The sequence below is a fragment of the Pseudomonas sp. S30 genome, assembly GCF_016518545.1.
Taxonomy (GTDB): domain Bacteria; phylum Pseudomonadota; class Gammaproteobacteria; order Pseudomonadales; family Pseudomonadaceae; genus Aquipseudomonas.
On sequence record NZ_JACVTO010000026.1, the window covers coordinates 37,261 to 61,211 of the forward strand.

Consider the following 23,951-nt stretch of genomic DNA (forward strand, 5'->3'; position numbering starts at 1 on the left):
GCCATGCCGATGTTCCTGACCTTCCTGCGCCGCGACGACCGCGTCGCCGCCTGGCTGCGCCTGCTGGCCTTGGCCAGCCTGAGTTGCGTGTTGCTGCTGGCCGACGATTTCATCCAGCAACAGTTCGGCGCCCAGAACCGCGCCGAGCTGGAGGCGGGCTGGGTGATCGGCCTGTGGGCGTTCTGCCTGGCGCTGTGGCTGTGCAACGTACGGGCGCTGGTGGTGGCGATTCTGGGTCTGTTCGCCGGCATGCAATTGCTGCAACTGGCCAATATCAGCTTCTTCGGCGAGCCGCTGAGCGCCATTGACATCCGCAGCCTGCTGCGCGAGCCGGGCGAGGTGGCGCAGACGGCCTGGCACAGCCTGGGCGAACACTGGCACGCCGCATTCAGCGTGCTGCTGCCCTACAGTCTGCTGATCGCCTTGCACTGGCGTCTCCCTGGGCGGGTGAGCCTGCCTGCCAGCCGCTGGGCGCTGGTGCTCATCGCCCTGGTGCTGCTGGCCAAGCCGTACCGGGCCACCTACCGCAACCTCGACTCCTTCACCCCGGGGCCCTCGCGCAGCAGCCTGCACAACAGCCTCAACGCCTATTCGGCCTGGGCCGTGCGCCTGGCCCTGCGCAGCGAAAAGCGCCTGCCGCAGGCGCCGTTCGCACCCTACGCCCTGAGCCCGATTCCCAGCAGCGCCCGGCATGTCTGGCTGGTGGTGGCCGACTCGCTGCGCAGCGAGCGCATGGGCGTGTATGGCTATGCGCGGCAGACCACGCCCAGGCTGCAGGCCTATTTGCGCGAGCATCCCAGTGCGCTGGTGCGCCCTGGCGTGGCGGCGGGCGTGGCCACCGACGTGAGCCTGCCCTACCTGCTCAACCCGATCCGCGAGCCGGGCCAGGACCACCTGCTGCGCGAGGGACAGATCAACCTGTTCCGCTTCGCCCGCCAGGCCGGCATGCGCACGCACTGGATTTCCTCCCAGGAGTCACGCTTGCTGACGCATCTGGGCAGCCGCTACCTGGACGTCTCGATCACCCGTGAGGATCACCCCTTACGGTTTCTCAAGCGCCAGGACCACGCCCTGCTGGAGATCCTCGACCGGCAGCGGTTCGCCGAGCGCAATTTCGTCGTCCTCAACCTGCGCACCGCGCACCTGCCCTACGCCCAGAACTACGCACGTCAGAGCGGCGACAGGCCCTGGCCAGATACCGGCGCCCAGGCGCAGGCCAACGCCTACGACAACTCCATCCACTACCTGGACGGGTTGCTCGAAGAGCTGATCGCGCGGTTCGAGCGACTCGAAGGCGAGCGCTACCTGGTGATCACTGGCGACCACGGCCAGCGCCTGGGAGAGGACGGCAAATGGGGCCACAACGACCTGGTGCCCGAGGTCAGCGATGTGCCGATGATCGTCATCAGCCGCGATGCGCCGGCGCAGCCGCTGGACTCGCTGGCGCCGCAGCGCTGGATCAGTCATTACCAAATCGGCAAGTGGCTGGCCGCCCGGCTGGGCACGCGCATCGACAATCCCAACCTGCGCGAAAACGAGCATTTCGTGCACGGCAAGCTGTTGTTCAGCGACAACTTCATCCAGCCGGTGTGCGAAACCGAGGCCGGGCTGGTGCACCTGCCACCCCTGCAACTGAGCCAATGGCTGAGCCGCGGGCATCTCCAGGGCTGCGGTTCCTGAAGGGGGCGAGCATGGCATCTCGCGCAGGCACTCCGTAATATGTGTCGGATGACCTGCGGGGATAGTCTCATCCCCTGATCGAACGGAATCGCCCTCGACGGCGCTTCCCCAGCATAAACCTGACGAGGTACAGACATTGGCCATCATTCATCCCAAGGTACGCGGTTTCATCTGCACCACGACTCATCCCAAGGGCTGCGAGCTCAACGTCCGTGACCAGATCGAAGCCACCCGCAAACTGGGCGTGCGCGAGGATGGTCCCAAGAAAGTCCTGGTGATCGGCGCTTCCAGCGGCTACGGCCTGGCCGCGCGCATCACCGCCGCCTTCGGCTTCAAGGCCGACACCCTGGGCGTGTTCTTCGAAAAGCCGGGCAGCGAGACCAAGGCCGGCACCGCCGGCTGGTACAACGCCGCCGCGTTCGACAAATTCGCCAAGGCCGACGGCCTGTACAGCAAGTCCATCAACGGTGACGCCTTCTCCGACGAAGCGCGGGCCAAGGTCATCGAGCTGATCAAGAACGAAATGGGCGGCAAGGTCGACCTGGTCATCTACTCCCTGGCCTCGCCGGTGCGCAAGCTGCCGCAGACCGGTGAGCTGGTGCGTTCGGCGCTCAAGCCGATCGGCCAGCCGTACAAGTCGACCGCCATCGACACCAACAAGGACACCATCATCGAGGCCAGCATCGAGCCGGCCACCGAGCAGGAAATCGCCGACACCGTCACCGTCATGGGCGGCCAGGACTGGCAGCTGTGGATGGACGCCCTGGGCCAGGCCGACGTGCTGGCCGAAGGCGCCCGCACCGTGGCCTTCAGCTACATCGGTACCGAGATCACCTGGCCGATCTACTGGCATGGCGCCCTGGGCCAGGCCAAGCAGGACCTGGACCAGACCGCACTGCGCCTGGACCGCAAACTGGCCGAAGACGTCAAGGGTGGCGCCAACGTGGCGGTGCTCAAGTCGGTGGTGACCCAGGCCAGCTCGGCCATCCCGGTCATGCCGCTGTACCTGTCGATGGTGTTCAAGATCATGCAGGAAAAGGGCGTCCACGAAGGCACCCAGGACCAGCTCGATCGTCTGTTCCGTGACCGTCTGTACCGCGCCGACGGCGCGCCGGCCGAGGTCGACGAGAAGGCGCGCCTGCGCCTGGACGACTGGGAACTGCGCGATGACGTGCAGGACGCCTGCAAGGCCATGTGGCCGCAGGTGACCACCGAGAACCTGTTCGAGCTGACCGACTACGCCGGCTACAAGAAGCAGTTCCTCAACCTGTTCGGTTTCGAACGCGCCGATGTCGACTACGACCAGGATGTGGCGACCGACGTGCGCTTCGACTGCGTCGAGCTGTAAACGCGACAGGTCGCGCCGCCGTGCAACAGGGTGGCGCGACCTTCGGTCCAATCAGCAATAATTTGTAACAACTTCCTCGCCATACCCATTCTTTCCTGCCCTCACCTGATTTATACACCCGCTACTGGCCGCTCACCTTGAGGTGGCCGATGGAGTGGGCATGGGTGTACTTGCACGACTAAAACAGCGAATCCGCCAGAAAGGCTTCAAGCGCGTGTGCAGGACACTGTTCGAGCGCCATGTGTTCTTTCACTGGGAACTGCTCTGGACCGAGCGCGACCTCACCACACCTTCCCCGCCCCACAGGCTGCGAGCGCACCCCCCGGTCACCCGGACTCTGATCACGGCCGACAACGTCCAGGCGTTCGCCACCTACTTCGGCGATCGCGTGCAGACCATGGCCGAGCTGGCCCGCGACGGTCATCTCGGGCTGATGTACCTCGATGCACGAGGGGACGCCGTGGCGTTCGTCTGGGCCAGTACCGGCGACTACCACGACCGCCATTACTACGGCTGCACTTTCGCCGTCGGGCCGGGCGAGTATTTCCAGTTCGGTGGCGAGATGACCCGGCGCTATTTCGGCAGCGAGCTGTCGGTTACGGCGCAGGAGGACATGTGGCGGCTCATGCACGCCAAGGGCTACCGCAGCCTGGTGGACGTGGTGGAGACGCACAACGTTGCAGCCATGAAGATGCATGTGCGCATGGGCTACCGCGAGCAGGGGCGGGTCACGCATATCTACGGGCTGTTCGGTCGCTGGAAGTTCTCACGGCAAACGCGCTACCAGGGGGCGCGCCTGGACGCGCTGCGCACCCCTGGAGTGGCGCGGCCACGGCCGTGAACCGAGCGCCGCGGCCGGGTTACTCAGGCGAGGCGGGTCAGCGGCTGTGCGGCGAAGCTCACCCCGGGCAGGCCATGGGCGATGAGCGCGCGGATGTTGCCGTGGTCGCTGCCCTCGGGGGTAGCGACCACGCTGCGGTAGTGCTCGCCGAAAGCCAGCAGGGCTTCCTGGTCGCTGAAGCCTTCAAGAAGAGCCAGGCCCAGGGTCTTGCATGAGCCTTCGTTCTGTCCGGCGGCGTTTTCCACGCCGCCGTTGCTGAAGGCCTGGGGTGCGTAGCGGTAGTGGGCCGCGATGAAGGCCAAGGTGTCGGCGAAGGCGTGTTCGCCGCTGGCGAGGCTGCGGCGCAGGGTGTTCAGGTCAGTCACGGGGTTTTCCTTGTTCGAACGCCGCTTGCTGCGCGGCGCTGGCGTCTTTCTGGTAGCGGCTCTTCCACTCGGCATAGGGCATGCCGTAGACCGCCTCGCGGGCGTCGTCCAGGCTCAGGTCGAGCTGGCGCTCGTCGGCGGCGGCCTTGTACCACTTGGACAGGCAGTTGCGGCAGAAGCCGGAGAGGTTCATCAGGTCGATGTTCTGCACGTCGGTGCGCTGCTGCAGATGATCGACCAGGCGCCGGAAGGCGGCGGCCTGGAGTTCAAGCTGTTGTTGCTCGGTCATGGACTGGCCTCAGATCATGCGGTTCTTCAGATGGCGGCCACCATTGATGACCACCTGGCTGCCGGTGCTGTACTGGCTGTCGAGCAGGAACATCACCGCCTCGATCAGCGGCTGGGCGCCGGGTTCGAATTCCAGCAGGGCTTTGCTCAGGGTCTGCTGGCGGTAGCGTTCGTCACCCCCTTCCTTGAGGATCAGCAGGCCGGGCAGGATACCGTTGACGCGCACCCGGGGCGCGTACTTTTCGGCGAACGACAGCACCATGTTCTGCAAGGCGGCCTTGGTGGCGGCGTAGCCGATGTGGCTCTTGCTGCCGCGCGAGGAGGTTTCGTCGCAGATGTGGATGATGTCGGCCTTGTCCAGCCGGGCCAGGTGTTCGCCCAGTGCCAGGTTGAGGTGGTAGGGCGCCTCGACGTGCAGGCGGAACAGCGTGTCGAGGTTGGCCAGGCTGTCGTCCAGCCACAGCGAGGCGTTGTGGATGATCGCCCGCAGGCCATCGTAGCGCTGCTGCAGGTGCTCGATCAGGGCCTGGCGGTCGGCCTCGCGGGTGAGGTCGGCCTGAAACGGATGGATGTTGGGGTGCGGCGTGTGCACGGGCAGGCTGCGGCTGGCGCTGACGACCAGATGGCCGGCCTCGGCCAGCGCCAGGGCCAGGGCCAGCCCGACGCGCTGGCTGGCGCCGGTGATGAGGATGGGGCTGTTCATGTGCGGGCAGTCTGTTCGTCGCTTCGTTCGGGGCCCAGCATACCCGAACTGCGTCGGCTTGCGAGCCATCCTGCTGGCGTGCGGCCAGCCCGCCAGGCGCAGTTCCGGCCAGGCGGTCGTCGAGGCTCGCCCCCGACAGGGCGCGCGAGGCGTAGAATGCCAGGCTCGAACCCAGGATCTAGGTTGTCACGCGAATGAACGCACTGCCCGACCGCCTGCCGAGTGACCTGGAGCCTGCTCATCGGCAGCTGTTCCCGATCCGTGAAGTGTCCCGCCTGACAGGGGTCAACCCCGTGACCCTGCGCGCCTGGGAGCGCCGCTACGGCCTCATCCAGCCGGTTCGTACCGCCAGTGGCCATCGCCTGTATTCGCAAGCCGACATCGACACCGTCGCCTGCATTCTCGACTGGATAGGCCGAGGGGTGTCGGTGAGCAAGGTCGGCAGCCTCATCGCTCGCCGCGAGGCCGCCGGCGCCCAGCCGTGGGTGGGCGCTGGCGCGGCCGAGCTTTCGCTCTGGTGGCCGCCGCTGCGCGAGGCGGTGCGTCAGTTCGACGTTGCGGCGTTGGAGCGGCTGTGGGAGCGACTGTCGGCCAGCCTGAGCGTGGAGCAGGCCTTCGGTCGTGTCCTGCTGCCGCTGTGGCGCACCCTGCGTCTGCACCAGGCCAGGTATGGAGAACATAGCGAGTGGCTGTTTTTCGACCAGTTCCTGCGCCTGCGGGTGCTGGCCTGCCGTCAGCCCCCCAGCCATCCTGCGCGTTGGCACATCGTGCTGGCGCCGTTGTCGGCACATTGCATGGAACTGGAGTTGCTGGTGGCCGGCCTGTCGCTGCAATGCGCCGAGGTGCAGGTCACCCAACTGGCGATCGGGCAACCCCTGCAGGAGCTGGCTCTGGTGTGCGAACGGCTGGGCGCACAGGCGCTGGTGCTGTTCGACAATCATTATCCCGATGGCGATCTGGGCAAGCGGCTGACGCGCTTGGCGCAGCGTATCGAGGGACCAGTGTTGCTGGCCGGGGAGGTCGTACATGTGGCGCAAGATCGGCTGGCAGCCGTGCCAATCGGTTGGCTGGCCAGCGAAGGGCCGGTGATGCGCCAGCGTCTGCTGCAAGGCCTGGCCGGGCAGATCGATCTCACGCAATGCTGAGGTGGCGCGCCGACGATCTTGCAGCGGGCTGCCGCGGCGCGCTCGCAGGCCTCACGGTCTGGCGTTGGGGGCTGCAGTCCTGAGCTGGGGATGGGCCTGGAGAATGTATTCGCGCAGGCGGTCGATTTCATCCATGGCGCTGCGGCCCAGGTCGTAGGCGGCCAGTTGCGTGTCGATGCAGCGGCGCAACGTGCCGGTCAGGGCGATCGGCTGGATCCCGTCGGGGGCGAAGAACAGCTCGAAGCGTGCCGGCGGCGGCCGCTCGTCGCGAACTTCCAGCAGCACCCCTCTGAAGGAAATGTCGCGCACCCAGAGCTCGCTCTGCTCACCCTGTGCGTCGAGCAGCGCTGACGGCTGCTCCATCGAAAAGCGCCAGGGCCGCAACCTGGGGCCTTCTTCATAGATTTCCGGTGAGCCCAGTTGCAGGTGCACGGCGTGGAACTCGTCCTCGACCAGTTGCAGCGGGATGCTGATCTGCTGATTCTCCAGCTGCGCCTGCAACGTGACCTGTTCGCTGGCGACCAGACGAGTGAGCAATTGCTGCAGCCGCGGGTCGCCATTGACCTGCAGCACCGCATTGGGATCGGCCTGGTTCAGTTGCGGGACATGCTGCATGTCCTGGATGAAATCCAGCTCATCCTGAGTGAGGAGGGCGTCGGCTTGCATGCACTGGCTCGATTCGGAGGTCTCTGGAAAAATTTCCCATGATATGGACATGTTCGAGAATACTTGGTTCAAAGAGCTGGACGGACGGTCATTTGGCCAATCGAGCCCGCAGGCTGGCCAACTCGTGCTCCAGTTCCACCTGACGACTGACGTCTTTCTGAATGCCAATGAAGTAGGTGCGGCTGTCCGCTTCGTTGTACACCGGCGTAATGGACAACTCGTTCCAGAACGCGCTGCCGTCCTTGCGGTAGTTGCGCAGCACCTCGCGACAGGCACGGCCTTCGGCGATGGCCTTGCGCACGCGGGTGCGGGCGAGCTGGTCGCGGTCCTGACCCTGGAGGAACCGGCAGTCCTGGTAGAGGATCTCTTCCCGGGGATAGCCGGTGAGGCGCTCGAAGGCAGCGTTCACGTAGATGAGGATGGTGTCCTCGCCCTCTTGCTCGGCCACCACGATGCCATCGTTGGATGCATCGATGACGGCGAGCAGCAATTGCGCATTGATCATGAATCCATCCATTAGCTTGGCAAGACAGGCTGTCTATCTACCTATCTGCGCCGAACGCCCGGTCGAACGCGCGCGCAGGATGCTAGTATCCTACGCTTTTACTCGGTTTCGGAATCTTCCTGATGAAAATCGCCATCATTTCCGGTTCGGTGTACGGCACCGCCGAAGAAGTCGCACGTCATGCCCGCGCCCTGCTCCAGGCGGCAGGTTTCGAGGCCTGGTACGCCGATCGGGCCAGCCTGGACGATGTGCGCGGCTTCGCCCCCCAGGCCCTGCTGGTCGTCACCTCGACCACCGGCATGGGCGAGCTGCCGGACAACCTCATGCCGCTGTACGCGAGTATCCGTGATGTGCTGCCGGGTGAGTGGCGCGGCCTGCCCGGTGCGGTGATCGCCCTGGGCGATGCCAGCTACGGGGACACCTACTGCGATGGCGGCGAGCAGATGCGCGAGCTGTTCGCCGAGCTGGGCGTGCGGGAGGTGCAGCCGATGCTGCGCCTGGACGCCAGCGAAACGGTGACGCCTGAAACCGATGCCGAGCCCTGGCTGGCGGAACTGGCCGCGCGGCTCAAAGGCTGAGCCTCAGGCCGGCGGCGAAGGTCCATATGCCTTCACCAGTGCCAGCCAGGCCTGGGCCGCCCGTGACAGGTAGGCCTCGCGCCGCCAGATGAAGGCGATGTCCCAGCGCAGAGCATCCGCAGCCAGCAGCGGCAGACGCACCACGCCCGGGCGTTGCAGGCCTCTGGCGACCACGCTGGGCAGCAGCACCACGCCCTGGCCTGCCGCCACCAAGGCGGCGAGGAAATCCGCCTGGCCGCTGCGGCCCGCTTCCCTGGGCGTGAAACCGGCCTGCCGGCAGGCCGCGATCAGTTTGTCGTTGAGCATGAAGCTGCGCTCGTACAGCAGGAATGGCGTGTCGGCCAGGGCCTGGAGCGTGACGCCCTGGCCGCTGGCCAAGGGGTGATCGAGCGGCAGCAGGACGTCCAGCGGCTCGTTGCAGAACGGCTGGAAGGCGAAGGCCGGATCGCTCGGCGTGACGCAGCCCCCCAGTTCCAGCTCGCCACTGCGCACTGCCTGCTCGATGATGCGGCTGCCCCCTTCGATCAGCTGAATGCGGATGTTCGGGTAGCGGCGCCGGTAGTCGGCGAACAACTCGGCGAACAAGGCTTCGCCGCCGATCACCGGCAGACCCAGACACAATTCGCCCCGCGCCAGTTGGCTGAGGTCGTCGAGCTCGGTGAGCAACTCCTGGCGCTGGCGCAGCAGTGCCTCGCCGCGTTCGAGCACGATGCGGCCGGCGGCGGTCAGGTGCAGCTGCGAGCCCTGACGCTCCAGCAGAGGCTGGCCCAGGTCGTCTTCCAGTTGGGCCACCTGCTTGCTGACGGCCGATTGGCTGATATGCAAGGTATAGGCGGCCTGGGTAAAGCCACCGCGGTGGACCACCTCGATGAAGCTGCGCAACTGCTTGAATTCCATGTGCCGGATTCCATTATGGAATGGTGTGCAGTCTAACAATTCGCTTCTGGCCTGGGCAGCGGCTTTTTACACTGGGCGCCTGTCGAGGAGTCCATCATGATCGTCGCGCGCTGCACCCCCTGGTTACGCTTCGTCGGCGAGGTCGCCGTGCTGTTCGTCCTGTACCTGATCGGTGGCTGGCTGGTGGCCCGGCTTGGCTGGCCGATCCCGCCCGGCGTGATGGGCATGGCGCTGTTGTTGCTGCTGTTCGCCAGCGGTGTGGTGCAGCCTGGTGCGCTCCAGCGCGGTGCGGGCTGGTTGATGGCGCAGATGCTGCTGTTCTTCATTCCCGCGCTGATGAGCCTGCTGGACTATGGCAGCCTGCTGCGCAGCGACGGTTGGCGGATCCTGCTGGTGATCGCCTTGAGCACCCTGGTGGTGATGCTGGTCACCGCCGCGACGGTGGAGTGGGTATGCCGCTGGAGCCTGCGTCATGAGCCTTGAACCCATGGCGCTGTTCTGGCTGGCGCTGACCCTGCTGGCCTACCTGTTCAGCCGCTGGCTCTATGCGCGCACCGGGCGCTACCTGCTGTCGCCGCTGGTGCTGGTGCCAGCGCTGCTGCTGGCGGTGGCCGTGCCCTTGCATACCGCCTATGCCGAGTACGCCCGAGACACCCAGTGGCTGATCGGCGTGCTCGGCCCGGTGACCGTGGCGTTCGCCGTGCCGATCTGGCAACAGCGTGCCATGCTGGCCAGGCACTGGCCTGCGCTGTCGCTGGGCATGCTCGCCGGCAGCCTGGCTTCGATCGCCAGCTCCTGGGGCCTGGCGCACCTGCTGGCGCTGGACGATGCGGTCAGCCGTTCGCTGGTGCCGCGCTCGATCACCACGCCATTCGCCATGCCGATGGCTCACGACCTGGGTGGCGTACCGGAACTGACCGCGGTGTTCGTGCTGTTCACCGGGGTGCTCGGCGCGTTGTTCGGCGGCGTGCTGCTCAAGTACCTGCCACTGCGCACCCCCCTGGCCCGGGGTGCGCTGTTCGGCGTCGGCGCCCATGGCGCCGGGGTCAGCCGCGCCCATGAAGTGGGCGGCGAAGAAGGTTCGGTGGCCGGCCTGGTGATGGTCCTTACCGGCTTGCTCAACCTGTTCGCCGCGCCGCTGCTGGTGCACCTGCTATGACCGTTCGTGCCGCTGTCCCGCACGGTCATCAAGCTGGCTGCCAAGGCGAGTTTCGCCATCCGAGCGCGTGACTAGACTCTCGACACAGAGAGCACAAGCAAGTGCCGAGGTGCAGTGCAATGAACGCAGCCCTGTCGTACTTCCCCACCTACGCCGTCATTTCCTGATCAGCGGGACCTTCGCGATGCCACTGGCCGAAATTCCATTGTGCGTCTGGCGGACCCGCGGGCGCAGTTTCACCTTTCGGGACCAGAACATCCGCTACTGGACAGCCGGGCAGGGGGCGCCCTTGCTGTTGCTGCACGGTTTTCCGACCGCCAGCTGGGACTGGCACTACCTGTGGGCCCCTCTGTCGCAGCGCTTTCGCCTGGTGGCGTGCGACATGCTGGGCTTCGGCGACTCGGCGAAACCGACCGATCACCACTACAGCCTGGTCGAGCAGGCCGATCTGCAGCAGGCGTTGCTGGCGCATCTGCACATCGTCCAGCCTGTGCACCTGTTGGCGCACGACTACGGCGCCTGCGTGGCCCAGGAATTGTTGGCGCGTCACCGTGAAGCGCGCGTCGACATCGCCAGCTGTGTGCTGCTGAACACTCCGCTGCTTCCAGAGCTGTGCCCCTTGCCGCTGGTGCACAGGCTGCTGCTCAGCCCGCTGGGCTGGCTGGTGGCGCGTTCGTTCGGGCGCCATGACCTGGTGAGCACGGTCAGCCAGGTCTACGGGCCGGCCACTCACCCCAGCGAGAGCGTACTGGACGATTGCTGGAGCCTGGTGTTATCCAACCGCGGCACCCGCATCCTGCACAAACTCATGACCTGGGTGCCGGAGCGCAATCGCCATCGCCAGCGCTGGCTCGACGCCCTGCAAGCCGGCGAGGTGCCCCTGGCGCTGATCCAGGGGGCAGTCGATCCGCTGTTGGGCGCACACTGGGTGGAGCGTCATCGGCAACTGCTGCCGCAGGCCGATACCGTGCTGTTGCCGGGTATCGGCCACTATCCTCATACCGAAGCGCCGGTGCAGGTGTTGGGTCATTACCTGGCCTTCAGGCAGCAGCCGCTCACAAGCCTGCCGCAGCGCATGGTGTGGTCCTGAGAAGACGTCATCGGCCAATGTTATCGCGCGCCATTCAGGGCGCCGCCGCTTGATTGCCCAGTGCTTTGCGGCGACGGAGACTCCAACTCCAACCATCGTGCCTGGAGCCTTGAACATGAACGAAACCCTGTCGCTGGACGATCGCGTGGTCATCGTCACCGGAGCGGGCGGCGGCCTGGGGCGGTCCCACGCGTTGCTCTTCGCGGCCCGTGGCGCGCGGGTGGTGGTCAACGACCTGGGTGGCTCGACCCAAGGCGAAGGCGCCAGTGCCTCGGCGGCCGACCAGGTGGTGCAGGCGATTCGCGCGGCCGGCGGCCAGGCGGTGGCCAACCATGACTCGGTCAGCGATGGCGCCCGCCTGGTCGAGCAGGCTCTGGACTGCTTCGGTCGCGTGGATGTGGTGGTGAACAATGCCGGTATCCTGCGCGACAAGTCCTTTCACAAGATGGAGGCCGCCGATTGGGATGCGGTCTATCGCGTGCACGTCGAAGGCGCCTACAAGGTCACCCATGCCGCCTGGCCGCACCTGCGCGAACAGAACTGGGGGCGAGTGATCTTCACCGCCTCCACCTCGGGCATTTACGGCAACTTCGGCCAGGCCAACTATGGCATGGCCAAGCTCGGCCTGTACGGGCTCACCCGCACCCTGGCGTTGGAGGGGCGCAGGCATGGCGTCCTGGTCAATGCCATTGCACCGACGGGCGCTACCCGCATGACCGAAGGGCTGATTCCACCGCAGGTGTTCGAGCGGCTGAGGCCCGAGCTGGTCAGCCCCTTGGTGGTGTACCTGGGTAGCGATCAATGCCAGGACAGCGGGCAGCTGTACGAAGTGGGCGGTGGCTGGATCGGCCAGGTGCGTTGGCAGCGAAGCCTTGGCGTGGGCTTCGACCCCGAGGCCGGCTTCACCCCCGAGCAGGTGGCCGCGCACTGGTCGCAGGTCGGCGATTTCACCGATGCCGTGCATCCCGAAGACAACGTGCAGGCCTTGGCGCAGATGATGGCCAACCTGCAACGCTACCCTCGCAGCGCGCCATAAAAAAAGCCGCTGCACAGGCAGCGGCCAATCGGGACGTTGGATCAAGGAGCTTCAAAATCCACGTCGATGAACCTGAGGGCCGCGCGCCACGGAGGGGAAGTCCGGCGCGCCACTCAGTCCACACAGCATAAGCAGCTGATCCTGCGGGAAAAATAGTGTTTGGCGACATTCACCTTTACCTCCGGGGTAAAAGTCGGGGGAGCAATTCCTGACTGACATTCGAACCGGTGCTGCCGACCATATCGTCTTTGCATGGCGGAGTATCGATCATGATCGATCTGTTCGGTTTCGACCTCTCATCAGATCCCAAGAACCCCGGGCGTGGGGTCAACCCCGATGCCTCCCAGGCCGATCAACTGCAGGCCCTGGCCGATTGCGTGGTGTATCTGCGCCAGTGCCTGATGGCGGCGCCAGCGCTCGACGCGTCGCTGCAGCCACTCGCCGATGAGCCGTGGGACGCATTCAGGCTGCGCCTGCAGCCTGCCCTGGACGAGGTCAGCGCACGCCGAGAGCAGTGGTGGTCGATCCAGAGCGTTCTGAGGCTCGACGGCACACTGCTGAGTTCACACCTGATGCGGCTTATGGACCTGGAGGGCCTGACCTTTCTCAATGCCCACCACGAGCAGCGTTCGGCGATCCGCGACCTGCTGCTGACTCGCGGTGAAACCGGCCAGCCGCACGAGGTGTGCCTGGTAGTGGGCGATGAGCGCATTCGGCTGCCAGGAACCTATGCCAGCCTCCCTGACCAGGACGAAGACGAAGCCCAGGAGCGGCCGCGCACCGGCGATGTGCTGGTTCACTGCGTGACCACCGGTATCTGGTTCGATCGCGAACCACGGCGGGTCGCCAAGGCGCTGCGCGCGCGTCTGCGCCAGGACTGCATCTGGGCCACGCTGTTGAGTGAGGCTCAGCGCCTGAGCCTGGAACAGGACGTCGAATGCGATCTGGCGTTCGTGCCGCTCGAACGCTCGATGTTCAAAGGGCTGCTCAAGGACCTCCAGCAGCTGCAGGAGGTACTCATGGCGCATGCGATGCAGGACGGGGACGATCCTGTGAAGATCGTGACGACGCTTCAGGCCGCTGCCCACCTGGAGCCTTTCGTGTACCAGGCAGAACGCTACTCGGCGCGCAGCAGCGCCGCGTACCTGGACAGCCTGCTGCCGGCGTGGCGGCGCTTCCTGACCGGTGATGAGCTGCAAGGCTATCAGGCCCTGGAAGCGCAGGTGCAGAAGGCCACGAAGCACAGCGAGGATTTGCTGGGTCACCTCAGTAGCCTCGAAGACTACGCCAAGCACGCCATTTCGAACTATCTGAAGGATCGCCTGGACTTGGCGCTGGACCCCAACGAGGTGACCGTGCGCATCGAGCACCGGTTCGCCCTGGACGTCTCCAAGCCTGAACCCAGTGATGCGACCCTGCTGCGCTGGGCGCTGCGCGGCGGTTACCGCGGCCAGCGGTTGGCGGTCAAGGTGCTGGGCACGTCGCTGGCTGCCGAGGCGGTGCAGGACATGATCGACGCGTTGGACCTGCGGCGCAGCTACATCGAGGCCGTGACCCAGCGCTATCAGCGCGACGACATGCGCCAAGGCGTCGTGGACTGCATCGCTGCACGTCTGGCGTTGTCCGTTCGCGCCGCGCGCCATCAGGGCGCGGCCAAAGCGGCCTGCGAACTGGTCGAGGCGGCGATGGCCGACCAGATGCAGGCCCGAGGCATCAAGGCCGGGCTGATCGGGCTTGGCCAGGAGCGAGCCGTGCTCAAGCATCTGTTGTACCTGAGCGACGCCAGCATCCATCTGCTCTATGCCCCCGGCGCGCCCGACGGTGATTTCCTGGTTTATCCCAGCACGATCGCCATGAACGAGGCGATCATTGGCTGGGCCGCCGACGAACAAGGGGTGGAGTTTCTGGTCGAGCAGTCGGCATTGGCCGATCGCGAAGGCGTGCAGCGCCAGCTCGAGCAAGCCAGGCGCCTGCCGGACCGATGGTCGCCTGATGATCTCAGGGTGCAGTGGATCGAGTCGCAGGCCTGGAGCGATGTCCTGCACGCACTGGGCGCGCGGCGTTGCAGTGCCATGCGTGACGACCTGCTGGCCTCCACGCCACAGTGGTACATCGATGCGCCGGCGCAGTTGCGCCAGGCGCTCGGCGACGTCGACCAGGAACTGGAGCAGGTGTCGGCGCTCTACAGCGTGGCGGCACCCCTGATGGGGTTGGACGACTACGCCCGTCAACAGGTCGCCGACTACATCAATGCAGTGCCTGGCAATCGCGGCGGGCCGATCGATCCGGACAAGGTGATGGTGGACATCAGCGACTCGGAGCGCCGAACCTTGACCCAGGCGGTGATCGAGGGCTACGCCGCGTCGTTCAACTTCGCCCAGTTCGCGCGTATCGACAGTGTCGACGGGCAGGACGTCTCGCACCTGAGCCGTGAGGTGCTGGCCAGCTACATCCGCAGCGCCAGGCTCGGTGAGCGCTACATCGAGCGGCTGCAGAGCACCTTCCTCGATCCTTCGTTTCCTGGCCACGCGGCTCAACGCGAGCTGCACCGGCTGCTGATCTCACTGAAGATGCGTCGCGATCTACTCAGCCAGCTCATGCAGGGCCAAGTGCCGAAACGCGTCGCCGCCTGGATGCTGGCAGGTGTCGAGAGCCTTGCCGGCCCAAACGTCCTGGAGGATTTCGCGGTGGTCGACCTGCGTGTGGACGGCGTTCGAATCGAGGGCGCCTACAGACTGTATCGCCGTTCCAGACCTCAGGCCGGTGAGGCGATCTATCTGCCGGACGTCCCGCGAGGGCCGGCCTATCGCTCCCGAGCGCAGGTGGCCGACAGCTGGGGCGATGACGGCCTGGGCGATTATTTCTACCGGCGTGCGTCCTGGAACAACCAGCCCCGCCTCGGCTCGTTGCACAAACGCATCGTCGACGCGGGCGAGGGCGGCGCCGCGCTGGCGATGGCGGCCCTGCAACCCTACAAGGACCAGCCGCTGACGGACCTTGCCGACGACCTGCCGCCGCGCGTACAGCGTCTGATCGCCGATGCCGACCGGCAGGCCGTGAGCGTGGCTGAGCGGGTGTCTTCGGTGGTGGTCGAGTGGGTGATCGTGGTAGCGAGTCTTCTGACCATTCCGATTCCGCCAGCGAACATGCTGATCGGCATTGGCTGTGCGGTCAGGTCGTTCGTCAATGCCGGCCAGGCATGGAGAGACGGTGACCGCACCAGTGCCATGACCCAGTTCGCCACGGGCGCGCTCGGCGTGTTCGCCTCCAGCGGCGCACTGGGGCGCGTGCTGAGCAAGGCGTTGCAGTCGGCCAGGCAGCTGCTGGGTGTGCGCCAGGCCGTGCAGGCGGTGGCGATGGAGAAGATGACGGTGGCCAAGTGGATGAAGCAGCTGGCCGACGAGATCGGCTTCGACGCCGCCTCGGAAATGTTTCCCGCACTCTACGAAGGATTCGATACGCAGCTGTTGCGGCTGATCGAGCACCGCACCTGGCGCTGAGGTGCGTCAGCGCGAGTCCCAGCCCATTCGTCGGCTCACGGCTTGGCTGGCCTCCAGCAGTCGCTCTGCGGCCGGGCCCGATGTGTCGGCGTGGAACATCGAGGTCGGGCCGACGACGGTCATCACCGCGGCGACCTGGCCCAGGGCGTTGAACACCGGGGCGGACAGCGCATCCACACCCGGCATCAGCAAGCCATGGACATGGTGCAGGCCGCGTTCGCGGATGTGCGCCAGTACGGGCGCGTAGTCTTCGCTCGCCTGCCCGCGCGCAGCCAGTTCCTGGTCACGCAGCTCATGGATTTCGCGCTCGGGCAGGTGCGCGGCGAACACCAGCCCGGTGGACGAACTGAGCAGTGGCAGCACCGAGCCGATCTGCGTGACCACGGTGACCGCGCGCACCGCAGGCTCGATGCTCACCACCGTCGCGCCCCGATTGCCCCATACCGCGATGAAGCAGGTCTCGTTCAGCGCATCGCGCAGTTCGGACAGCGGCAGGGCGGCGACCTTGAGCACGTCGATGCTGCCCAGCGCCGCCAGTCCCACCCGCAAGGCCTCGCGGCCCAGGCCGTAGTGATTGGTGGCCGCGTCCTGTTCGGCGAAGCCGCTGGCGATCAGTGCCTGCAGGTAACGGTGCACCTTGCTTGCGGGCATCTGTACATGTTCGGCCAGACGCGACAGGGAAGTGGAGGGCGACAGTTCGGCCAGAGCCTTGAGAATGTCGGTCCCGACCTCGGCCGAGCGGACTTTCTGTTTGTTGTGGTCAGGAGTGGGCTTGTCTTTGGACATCGCGGGGTGGGTCCGGGGGATCATCGTGGCGCCTTTATAGCTTGACGCCTGCGACGGAGCAAATTACGTTATGCGTAATTGGATTACGAAAAATACAATGTCCAACGCTGCCTTCGGCTCACTGTCCTCGCCAGCCGCGAGCCGTGCCCGTATCGGCAGCCAAGGCTCCTCGAGCCCGGAGGCCCCGATGACCTGCGACACCCTCTGCGAACCCACTTACCTCAGCGGCTTTGGCAACGAGTTCGCCAGCGAGGCGCTGCCCGGTGCGCTACCGGTCGGCCAGAACTCCCCACAGCGGGCGCCCTACGGGCTGTACGCCGAGCTGTTGTCAGGTACCGCCTTCACCATGCCGCGTCACGAGCTGCGGCGCAGCTGGCTGTACCGCATCCGACCTTCGGCCCTGCATCCGCGCTTCGAGCGCCTGGCCCAGCAGCCGCTGGCGGGTGGGTTGGCGGCGGCCAACCCCAATCGCCTGCGGTGGAATCCTCGGCCCATTCCCGGCGAGCCCACCGATTTCATCGACGGCTGGCAGCCCATGGTGGCCAACGCGCCGGCCGATCGGCCCGCTGGCGTGAGCATCTACCTTTACGGCGCCAACCGCTCGATGCAGCGGGTGTTCTTCGATGCCGACGGCGAGCTGCTGCTGGTGCCGCAGCAGGGCCGCTTGCGCATTGCCACCGAGCTGGGCGTGCTGCAGGTCGAGCCGCAGCAGATCGCGGTGATTCCCCGCGGGATGAAATTTCGCGTCGAGCTGCCGGACGGCGAGGCGCGTGGCTACATCGCCGAAAACCATGGTGCGCCCCTGCGCCTGCCCGACCTGGGGCCAATCGGTAGCAACGGCCTGGCCAACCCGCGTGACTTCCTCACCCCCGTGGCGCACTACGAGGACACCCAGGGCCCGGTGCAACTGGTGCAGAAATTTCTCGGCGAGCACTGGGGCTGCGAGTTGCAGCATTCCCCCCTCGACGTGGTGGCCTGGCATGGCAGCAACGTGCCTTACTGCTACGACCTGCGCCGCTTCAACACCCTGGGCACGGTGAGCTTCGACCACCCGGACCCGTCCATTTTCACCGTGCTGACCTCGCCCAGCAGCGTGCCGGGCCTGGCCAACATGGACTTCGTGATTTTCCCGCCGCGCTGGATGGTGGCGCAAAACACGTTCCGCCCGCCCTGGTTCCACCGCAACCTGATGAACGAATTCATGGGCCTGATCGACGGCGTCTACGATGCCAAGGCCGACGGCTTCCTGCCCGGCGGGGCGTCCCTGCACGGGGTGATGAGTGCCCACGGTCCGGATGCCGAGACCTGCGAGAAAGCCATCGCCGCGCAACTGGCGCCTCACCGTATCGAGCAGACCATGGCCTTCATGTTCGAAACCAGCCAGGTGCTGCGCCCGAGCCGGCAGGCCCTCGACAGCCCCTACCTGCAGGCCGATTACGACAGCTGCTGGGCAAGCCTGCCGAGCACCTTCAATCCGAACCGGAGATGATCGATGAACGATAGCGCCATGGCCCGTAGCTGGGTCGAACATGCCAATGGCCACCGCGACTTCCCCTTGCAGAACCTGCCACTGGGCATCTTCAGTCGCCAGAGCCAGGCGCCGCGCTGTGGCGTGGCCATCGGCGACGCCATCCTCGACCTGCAGCGGGTGCTGGAGCTGGGGCTGTTCGACGGCCTGGCCAGGACTGCCGTCGAGGCCACCCGTGGTGGTGCCCTGAATGCCTTCTTCGCGCTCGGCACCGCGGCCCGCGTGGCCCTGCGCGAGCGTCTGCTCGAGCTGCTGGGCGAGCCTGGCGAGCACCGCGGCGAGTTGCAGGCGGCGCTGTACCCGGCCAGCGAGTGCCAGATGCACCTGCCAGCCAAGGTGGGCGACTACACCGATTTCTACGTCGGCATCGAACATGCGAAGAACGTCGGCAAGTTATTCCGCCCCGACAACCCGCTGCTGCCCAACTACAAGCACGTGCCCATCGCCTACCACGGCCGCGCCTCCACCTTGCGCCCTTCGGGAACCGAGGTGCGCCGGCCCAAGGGCCAGACGTTGCCGGCCGGGCACACCGCGCCGACCTTCGGACCCTGCGCACGGCTGGACTACGAGCTGGAACTGGGCATCTGGATCGGCCAGGGCAACGAGATGGGGCAGGCCATCGCCATCGACGAGGCGGCCGGACACGTGGCCGGTTACTGCCTGCTCAACGACTGGTCGGCTCGCGATATCCAGGCCTGGGAGTACCAGCCGCTGGGGCCTTTCCTGTCCAAGAGCTTCATCACCAGCCTGTCGCCGTGGGTGGTCACGGCCGAGGCCCTGGCGCCGTTTCGTTGTGCGCAGCCGCCTCGCCCGGAAGGCGATCCACAGCCGCTGGCCTATCTCTTCGATGCCCAGGACCAGGCCAGCGGTGCACTGGACATCGAGCTCGAAGTGCTGCTGCTCACCCCGCGCATGGCCCAGCAGGGCCTGGCCCCGGCACGGCTGACCTCGAGCAACAGCCGCAGCATGTACTTCACCGTGGCGCAGATGGTCACCCACCACAGCGTCAACGGCTGCCAGTTGCAACCGGGCGATCTGTTCGGCTCAGGCACCTTGTCCGGCGCCGAGTCCGGCTCTTTCGGCAGCCTGCTGGAAATCACCGAAGGCGGAAAACACCCGGTGCAACTACCCAGTGGCGAGACGCGGACCTTCCTGGAAGACGGCGACGAGGTCATCCTGCGGGCCAGGTGCATGCGTCCAGGCGTGGCCAGCATCGGTTTCGGCGAGTGCCGTGGCAGGGTCGTGGCGGCCAACTGAGCAGAGGGCAGGGCATGGATCTGTTCACTTACTACCGCTCCACGTCGTCGTACCGGGTACGCATCGCCCTGGCGCTAAAGGGCCTGGACTACAGCGCCGTGCCGGTGAACCTGCTTCTGGGCGAGCAGCGCAGTGCTCACTACCTGGCGCTCAACCCGCAAGGCCGGGTGCCGACCCTGCGCAGTGACAGCGGCGCCTTGCTGTCGCAGTCGCCGGCGATCGTCGAATTTCTCGAAGAGCGCTATCCCGAGCCGGCGTTGCTGCCGCAAGACGCCGAACAGCGCGCCAGGGTACGCGCCGTGGCGGCGACCATCGCCTGCGATGTGCACCCGCTGCACAACGTCAGCGTGCTCGATCGGCTGCGCCAGCTCGGTCACGACGAGATCCAGGTCGGTCAGTGGATCGAGCACTGGATCGGCTTGGGCCTGGCGGCGGTGGAGCGGCAGATCGGCGACCAGGGGTTCTGCTTCGGTCCAGCGCCGGGTCTTGCCGACCTGTACCTGCTGCCGCAGGTGTACGCCGCCGAACGTTTCAAAGTAGATCTGGCGGGCTGTCCGCGGATTCGCCGGGTCGCGGCGCTGGCGGGGCAGCATCCGGCGTTCATCCAGGCGCATCCGGCCAATCAAGCCGATACCCCGTGAGCCTGGCACAGGCCGAGGGTCGAACCTGACCGCAGGCCGACAATAACAATGACAGGCAGGTACCTTGCGATGCATGAACAGATAGCCAGCTTTCGCGCGGCACTCGACGCGCGCCCGGTGTCGTCCTATCAATGGCACCTGTTGGTGCTGTTGATCCTGCTGCTGGTCACCGACGGCTACGACGCCCAGGTACTGGGCTACGTGATACCGGCCCTGGCCCAGGACTGGAGCCTGGAAAAAGCCGCGTTCGGGCCGGTATTCAGTGCCAACCTGCTGGGCCTGACCCTGGGTTCGCTGTTGGTCACGCCGCTGGCCGACCGCCTGGGCGTGCGCCGCGTGCTGCTGGGGTGCGTGTTGCTGTATGCCGGCCTCACGGTGCTGATGGTGTTCGCCACCACCCTCGACAGCCTCATGCTCGCGCGGTTTCTGTGCGGCATCGGCATGGGCGGGGCGATGCCCAGTGCCATGGCCTTGATGGCCGATTACGCGCCGCCGCGGCTGCGCACCCTGATGGTGACGCTGGCCGCCTGCGGCTTCTCTCTGGGCGGCGCGGCGGGTGGCTTCGTCGCGGCAGGTTTCATCGACCGCTTCGGTTGGCAGGCGGTGTTTCTCACCGGTGGGGTGGCGCCGTTGCTGTTGCTGCCGTTTCTGGCGCTGTTCCTGCCCGAGTCACTGCCGCGTCTGTTGCGCGATGCGCCGCCGCATGCGCGCTTGCAGCGTCTGGCTGCAAGGATGCTCCCCGGCTGGCGACTGCCAGTGGCCGAGCCTGCCGGTGATACCCAGGTAGTCAGCCGGTTCACGGTGCCGGACTTGTTTCGCGATGGCTTCGCCCGACCGACGCTGCTCATCTGGGGCACTTTTTTCGTCAGCCTGATTCTGCTGTATTTCATGATCAGCTGGCTGCCTTCGCTGTTGCAGGAGAGCGGCCTGGCGCTGCGTCAGGCCAATCTGGTGACCTCGCTGTTCCTGTTCGCTGGGACCCTGGGCGCTGTCTGCCTGGCCTGGTGCGCCGACCGCGTGGTGCACAAGGCCAGGCTGCTGGCCGTGGTGCTGCTGGGCGCGGCGCTGTTCAGCGTGCTGGTAGGGCTGAACCATGCCGATCCACGCTGGCTGGTGCCCAGCGTGTTCGCCGCCGGGTTCTGCATCATCGGCGGACAACTCACCCTCAACGCCTTCGTGAGCAACTTCTACCCGGCCCCGGTGCGCGCCACGGGCACCGGCTGGGCGCTCGGGGTGGGGCGCTTCGGCTCGATTCTCGGCCCGCTGTTCGGCAGCCTGCTACTGGCCAACCAGGTTCCGGTGCAGTGGATATTGATGCTGTGTGCGATCCCGGCGCTGGTCGCGGCGGTGCTGATCAGTCAGGTCCGAGGTCCGGCGCCGCTGCGTTGACCGGCCAGGGGCGGGTCAGTGGATCGATCGCCGGTGGCTGGGCAGTTGGCTGAGCCGCTCGCTGAGTTTGAGTCGCTGTACCGGATCGTCGGTGAGCAACAGTGCATGCTCCAGATCGAAACGCTCGGCCTGGGGGCAGTCCAGTTGCTGGTACAGCCCGGCGCGGGTCAGGTAATCGGCGACCTGCGCAGGCCCCAGCTGCATGACCCGCTCGGCGTCGATCAGCGCGGCCAGCGGCTGGTCGTTGCTGATGTGCAACTGGCGCAGGTTGCGCGACAGACGCTGCAACATCTGGCGAGGGCCGGCACTGCGCAGGTGCTCGGCGTTCAAGGCCATGGACGGGCCGTACTGACGGGCCAACAGATCGCGACAGTCGTTGGGATAGAGGCGTCGACCGCCGCTGGGGTCGAGCAGGTGATCGGCGCCTGGAACGCGCAGTAGAAAATGCCCGGGGAAATTGACGCCCTCGAGGGGGACCCCCAGGCGGCGAGCCAGCTCCAGCGCCACCACCGCCAGCAGCAACGGCTGGCCGCGCCTGCGCTGCAGTACCTGATGCATCAGCGCAGCCTGGGGCCGCAGTGGATGGTATTCATCCTGGTGGAAGCCCAGCGCAGTGAGCTGACGCAACAAGGGTTGGGCCAGTTCGGCCGGTGGAAGCACGGGGAGACGGGCGGCAATCTCAAACTGCAGGTCGTTCATCTGGCCGAGACTGGTCCCAGGATCTGCCTGTCGGTCATGCTCGGCGGCAATCCACAGGGTGGCTTCCAGCAGAGCGACAGGTAGGCGATCCATACAGGCCAGGCAGGCATGACGTGGGTTCATGGCACTTCTCCGCGCACACTAGAGGTTTAGCTGTGCTGGGGAGGTTCGTCCAGTCTCCGCACCCTTGGCAAGGCTTGCCAGGGTGCTTGACCTCGGCCGCGGTTTGCGTTGGCTGAGGTTGCCGCCCTGCGGTTTCCCACCTGCGGTACCCTGGCCAGCTGCGTACGGGGCTTACTCGGCTACCTGCGCACTGTCGTCGAGCAGTTCAGCCAGTGCATCGGGCTGGCTCTTGAACGCCCGGGCGAACACGTCGCGGTTCTTGGCCATGTAAATGCCAGCTTCTTCGACCTGCTGTTCGGTCAGCGACGGCACGGCCTTGTGCAACACCTCGGCCAGGCGCTCGGCCAGTTCGAGCATCTTGTCATGACGATCGGCTTCGGCTTTATCCATGAACAAGCGCTCCGGGTCGCGGCTGCTGCGGTACACCACTTCGACGGCCATTCATCACCTCTGTGCCTTTTGCGTGTGTGGATTGACTGATCACTGTGTATTTATACAGTGCTCAGAATAGCGCATCCTTTCCGGTCCCGCCAGAGGCTGAGTGGTATTCATCAATCCTCGGCGCTCTATAGCTGTCGACGTGTCCTGCGGCAATCCGCCGCCTTCCCATAGCGGGGGCTGGCCCCTTAACTGCATGCCACAAGCGTCACATGGCTGACGCATCATGCTGCCTGTCGTAATGGGGACTTATTGATCGTGAACATCAAATGGGCTGACAAACTGCGCAAGGGCCTGCATGGCTCGGCGGACTCGCTGGGCAACCTGTGCGTGGAGGCCTTCCACTACCTGGCGCTGTTCGGCATCGGCGCGATCACTGCCTATGCGGCGGTGGTGACCTTCATCGACATGCTGTCCAAGGGTGGCATCAGTGTGGATGACATCCTGCTGCTGTTCATCTACCTGGAGCTCGGGGCGATGGTGGGGATCTACTTCAAGACCAACCACATGCCCATTCGCTTCCTGCTGTACGTGGCCATCACTGCGCTCACGCGCCTGCTGATCGGTGATGTTTCGCATCACAAGGCACCGGACGCCGGGCTGCTGTATGTGTGCGGCGGGATCCTGCTGCTGGCGTTGGCGATTCTCGTAGTGCGCTACGCCTCGTTCCGCTACCCGTCCACACGGGTGATCGACGCCAGCGGCAAGGACGTCGACGAGGTCAAAGGCTGAGGTCTGGAGGTTCCGATCAGAACGCCCGAGAGGGCCGCCAGGGAGGCTGAGCTGCGCAGCCGGGCTAGCGGGCGACGGCAGCCAGCCGAGGCGCGCTGCGATCGGTCATGGCCGCCAGGAGCCCCAGCGCGTCATCGCCTTGCTCGATGGCCAGGCCCAGGCGGATGCTGTCGATCACGCGGCGCAGACGAACCGGGTCGTTGCGCTGGGCGGCGCTGATCAACCGTTTGCTGACCACGCCAGTGTCGTTGGACAACGTCAGCATCACGCTCCCGTCCAGCCGCTCGATGCTGAGGTTGACACGGTAATGGGGGGCGAAGGCGTCGCTGATCAGGTCGAAAGGGTTGGTCATGGGCCTGCGTCTTCTTGCAAAGGTGTGTAACGATTGACCGGCGAGGTGGGCGGATGGTTCAGTGCGCCGAAGCAGTCAGCGTACATAACCGGCGTTCCAGGGCAGGCTGATACCTGAAATCAGCGGGCCAGACGCGACGACGCCCCGCGCGGGGCGCCCGGCGGGGGCCCCACCGGGGGGACGGGGGGGTGGGGGGGGGGGGGGG

25 protein-coding genes are annotated in these 23,951 nt (G+C 66.0%); 15 read left to right on the forward strand and 10 right to left on the reverse strand.

The genetic code is table 11. From position 1 onward, the window contains the following. Positions 1 to 3: 3 nt before the first annotated feature. The 3 genes from IAE34_RS22135 (at position 4) to IAE34_RS22145 (ending at position 3,869) form a co-directional block, all read left to right on the forward strand. Positions 4 to 1,680, forward strand: a complete 1,677-nt coding sequence (locus IAE34_RS22135) for a phosphoethanolamine transferase (RefSeq protein ID WP_200141091.1) — start codon at positions 4 to 6, stop codon at positions 1,678 to 1,680. A gap of 136 nt (positions 1,681 to 1,816) precedes the next feature. Continuing rightward, the gene (gene fabV, locus IAE34_RS22140; protein ID WP_200141092.1) at positions 1,817 to 3,028 is read left to right on the forward strand and encodes an enoyl-ACP reductase FabV; all 1,212 of its coding nucleotides are present in this window, start codon (positions 1,817 to 1,819) and stop codon (positions 3,026 to 3,028) included. 160 nt (positions 3,029 to 3,188) lie between these two features. Next, entirely contained in the window at positions 3,189 to 3,869 is a 681-nt protein-coding gene (locus IAE34_RS22145; protein WP_200141093.1) for an N-acetyltransferase, read from the forward strand. A 23-nt stretch (positions 3,870 to 3,892) separates the two neighbouring features. Here IAE34_RS22145 and IAE34_RS22150 read toward each other — a convergent pair whose 3' ends face one another. Genes IAE34_RS22150 through folM form a run of 3 tightly spaced genes read right to left on the reverse strand, consistent with a single transcriptional unit; the run spans position 3,893 to position 5,225 of the window. Next, on the reverse strand, positions 3,893 to 4,234 hold the full coding sequence (locus IAE34_RS22150; protein ID WP_200141094.1) for a HopJ type III effector protein: 342 nt from the start codon (positions 4,232 to 4,234) through the stop codon (positions 3,893 to 3,895). After that, on the reverse strand, positions 4,227 to 4,523 hold the full coding sequence (locus IAE34_RS22155) for a DUF1244 domain-containing protein (RefSeq protein ID WP_200141095.1): 297 nt from the start codon (positions 4,521 to 4,523) through the stop codon (positions 4,227 to 4,229). The genes IAE34_RS22150 and IAE34_RS22155 overlap by 8 nt, the downstream gene beginning before the upstream one ends. A 9-nt stretch (positions 4,524 to 4,532) precedes the next feature. Then, positions 4,533 to 5,225, reverse strand: a complete 693-nt coding sequence (folM, locus tag IAE34_RS22160; protein WP_200141096.1) for a dihydromonapterin reductase — start codon at positions 5,223 to 5,225, stop codon at positions 4,533 to 4,535. 194 nt (positions 5,226 to 5,419) lie between these two features. Here folM and IAE34_RS22165 point away from each other — a divergent pair, with 194 nt between their 5' ends. After that, a complete protein-coding gene (locus tag IAE34_RS22165) occupies positions 5,420 to 6,370 on the forward strand; it encodes a MerR family transcriptional regulator (RefSeq protein WP_200141097.1) in 951 nt (316 codons plus the stop codon). Between the two features lie 51 nt (positions 6,371 to 6,421). On the opposite strand, the gene IAE34_RS22170 is transcribed toward IAE34_RS22165, so the two are convergent. Together IAE34_RS22170 and IAE34_RS22175 are read right to left on the reverse strand one after the other, a co-directional pair. After that, the gene (locus IAE34_RS22170; protein ID WP_200141098.1) at positions 6,422 to 7,036 is read right to left on the reverse strand and encodes a hypothetical protein; all 615 of its coding nucleotides are present in this window, start codon (positions 7,034 to 7,036) and stop codon (positions 6,422 to 6,424) included. An 88-nt stretch (positions 7,037 to 7,124) separates the two neighbouring features. After that, positions 7,125 to 7,541: a PAS domain-containing protein gene (locus tag IAE34_RS22175; protein ID WP_200141099.1), complete on the reverse strand. Its 417-nt coding sequence runs from the start codon at positions 7,539 to 7,541 to the stop codon at positions 7,125 to 7,127. 122 nt (positions 7,542 to 7,663) lie between these two features. Here IAE34_RS22175 and IAE34_RS22180 point away from each other — a divergent pair, with 122 nt between their 5' ends. Further along, entirely contained in the window at positions 7,664 to 8,119 is a 456-nt protein-coding gene (locus IAE34_RS22180; protein WP_200141100.1) for a flavodoxin, read from the forward strand. Positions 8,120 to 8,122: 3 nt separating this feature from the next. On the opposite strand, the gene IAE34_RS22185 is transcribed toward IAE34_RS22180, so the two are convergent. Beyond that, the gene (locus IAE34_RS22185) at positions 8,123 to 9,016 is read right to left on the reverse strand and encodes a LysR family transcriptional regulator (protein WP_200141101.1); all 894 of its coding nucleotides are present in this window, start codon (positions 9,014 to 9,016) and stop codon (positions 8,123 to 8,125) included. 96 nt (positions 9,017 to 9,112) lie between these two features. Here IAE34_RS22185 and IAE34_RS22190 point away from each other — a divergent pair, with 96 nt between their 5' ends. The 5 genes from IAE34_RS22190 to IAE34_RS22210 all read left to right on the forward strand — a co-directional run bounded on the left by IAE34_RS22190 (position 9,113) and on the right by IAE34_RS22210 (position 15,801). Further along, complete coding sequence (locus IAE34_RS22190; RefSeq protein WP_200141102.1) at positions 9,113 to 9,499, forward strand: CidA/LrgA family protein; 387 nt, start codon at positions 9,113 to 9,115, stop codon at positions 9,497 to 9,499. Next, a complete protein-coding gene (locus tag IAE34_RS22195) occupies positions 9,489 to 10,175 on the forward strand; it encodes an LrgB family protein (RefSeq protein WP_200141103.1) in 687 nt (228 codons plus the stop codon). The genes IAE34_RS22190 and IAE34_RS22195 overlap by 11 nt, the downstream gene beginning before the upstream one ends. 184 nt (positions 10,176 to 10,359) lie before the next feature. Next, on the forward strand, positions 10,360 to 11,265 hold the full coding sequence (locus IAE34_RS22200) for an alpha/beta fold hydrolase (protein WP_200141104.1): 906 nt from the start codon (positions 10,360 to 10,362) through the stop codon (positions 11,263 to 11,265). Positions 11,266 to 11,380: 115 nt separating this feature from the next. Then, positions 11,381 to 12,301, forward strand: a complete 921-nt coding sequence (locus IAE34_RS22205) for an SDR family oxidoreductase (RefSeq protein WP_200141105.1) — start codon at positions 11,381 to 11,383, stop codon at positions 12,299 to 12,301. Positions 12,302 to 12,570: 269 nt separating this feature from the next. Then, positions 12,571 to 15,801, forward strand: a complete 3,231-nt coding sequence (locus tag IAE34_RS22210) for a DUF6543 domain-containing protein (protein ID WP_200141106.1) — start codon at positions 12,571 to 12,573, stop codon at positions 15,799 to 15,801. 6 nt (positions 15,802 to 15,807) lie between these two features. Here the strand turns inward: IAE34_RS22210 and IAE34_RS22215 are convergent, their stop codons facing one another. Next, a complete protein-coding gene (locus IAE34_RS22215; protein ID WP_200141107.1) occupies positions 15,808 to 16,587 on the reverse strand; it encodes an IclR family transcriptional regulator in 780 nt (259 codons plus the stop codon). Between the two features lie 187 nt (positions 16,588 to 16,774). On the opposite strand from IAE34_RS22215, the gene hmgA reads away from it, so the two are divergent. The 4 genes from hmgA (at position 16,775) to IAE34_RS22235 (ending at position 21,402) form a co-directional block, all read left to right on the forward strand. Next, the gene (gene hmgA, locus IAE34_RS22220; protein ID WP_200141118.1) at positions 16,775 to 18,076 is read left to right on the forward strand and encodes a homogentisate 1,2-dioxygenase; all 1,302 of its coding nucleotides are present in this window, start codon (positions 16,775 to 16,777) and stop codon (positions 18,074 to 18,076) included. A 3-nt stretch (positions 18,077 to 18,079) separates the two neighbouring features. Beyond that, a complete protein-coding gene (gene fahA / locus IAE34_RS22225) occupies positions 18,080 to 19,372 on the forward strand; it encodes a fumarylacetoacetase (RefSeq protein WP_200141108.1) in 1,293 nt (430 codons plus the stop codon). A 14-nt stretch (positions 19,373 to 19,386) separates the two neighbouring features. Further along, complete coding sequence (gene maiA / locus IAE34_RS22230) at positions 19,387 to 20,013, forward strand: maleylacetoacetate isomerase (protein ID WP_200141109.1); 627 nt, start codon at positions 19,387 to 19,389, stop codon at positions 20,011 to 20,013. Between the two features lie 69 nt (positions 20,014 to 20,082). Then, positions 20,083 to 21,402, forward strand: coding sequence for an MFS transporter (locus IAE34_RS22235; RefSeq protein ID WP_200141110.1), 1,320 nt, complete (start codon positions 20,083 to 20,085; stop codon positions 21,400 to 21,402). Positions 21,403 to 21,417: 15 nt separating this feature from the next. On the opposite strand, the gene IAE34_RS22240 is transcribed toward IAE34_RS22235, so the two are convergent. Together IAE34_RS22240 and IAE34_RS22245 are read right to left on the reverse strand one after the other, a co-directional pair. Then, complete coding sequence (locus IAE34_RS22240) at positions 21,418 to 22,224, reverse strand: SirB1 family protein (protein ID WP_200141111.1); 807 nt, start codon at positions 22,222 to 22,224, stop codon at positions 21,418 to 21,420. Between the two features lie 171 nt (positions 22,225 to 22,395). Beyond that, complete coding sequence (locus tag IAE34_RS22245) at positions 22,396 to 22,665, reverse strand: YebG family protein (protein ID WP_200141112.1); 270 nt, start codon at positions 22,663 to 22,665, stop codon at positions 22,396 to 22,398. A 255-nt stretch (positions 22,666 to 22,920) separates the two neighbouring features. Between IAE34_RS22245 and IAE34_RS22250 the strand changes: the two genes are divergently transcribed. Beyond that, on the forward strand, positions 22,921 to 23,394 hold the full coding sequence (locus IAE34_RS22250; RefSeq protein ID WP_200141113.1) for a phosphate-starvation-inducible protein PsiE: 474 nt from the start codon (positions 22,921 to 22,923) through the stop codon (positions 23,392 to 23,394). Positions 23,395 to 23,458: 64 nt separating this feature from the next. Here IAE34_RS22250 and IAE34_RS22255 read toward each other — a convergent pair whose 3' ends face one another. After that, on the reverse strand, positions 23,459 to 23,746 hold the full coding sequence (locus IAE34_RS22255) for a DUF3509 domain-containing protein (RefSeq protein WP_200141114.1): 288 nt from the start codon (positions 23,744 to 23,746) through the stop codon (positions 23,459 to 23,461). Between the last annotated feature and the right edge of the window lie 205 nt (positions 23,747 to 23,951).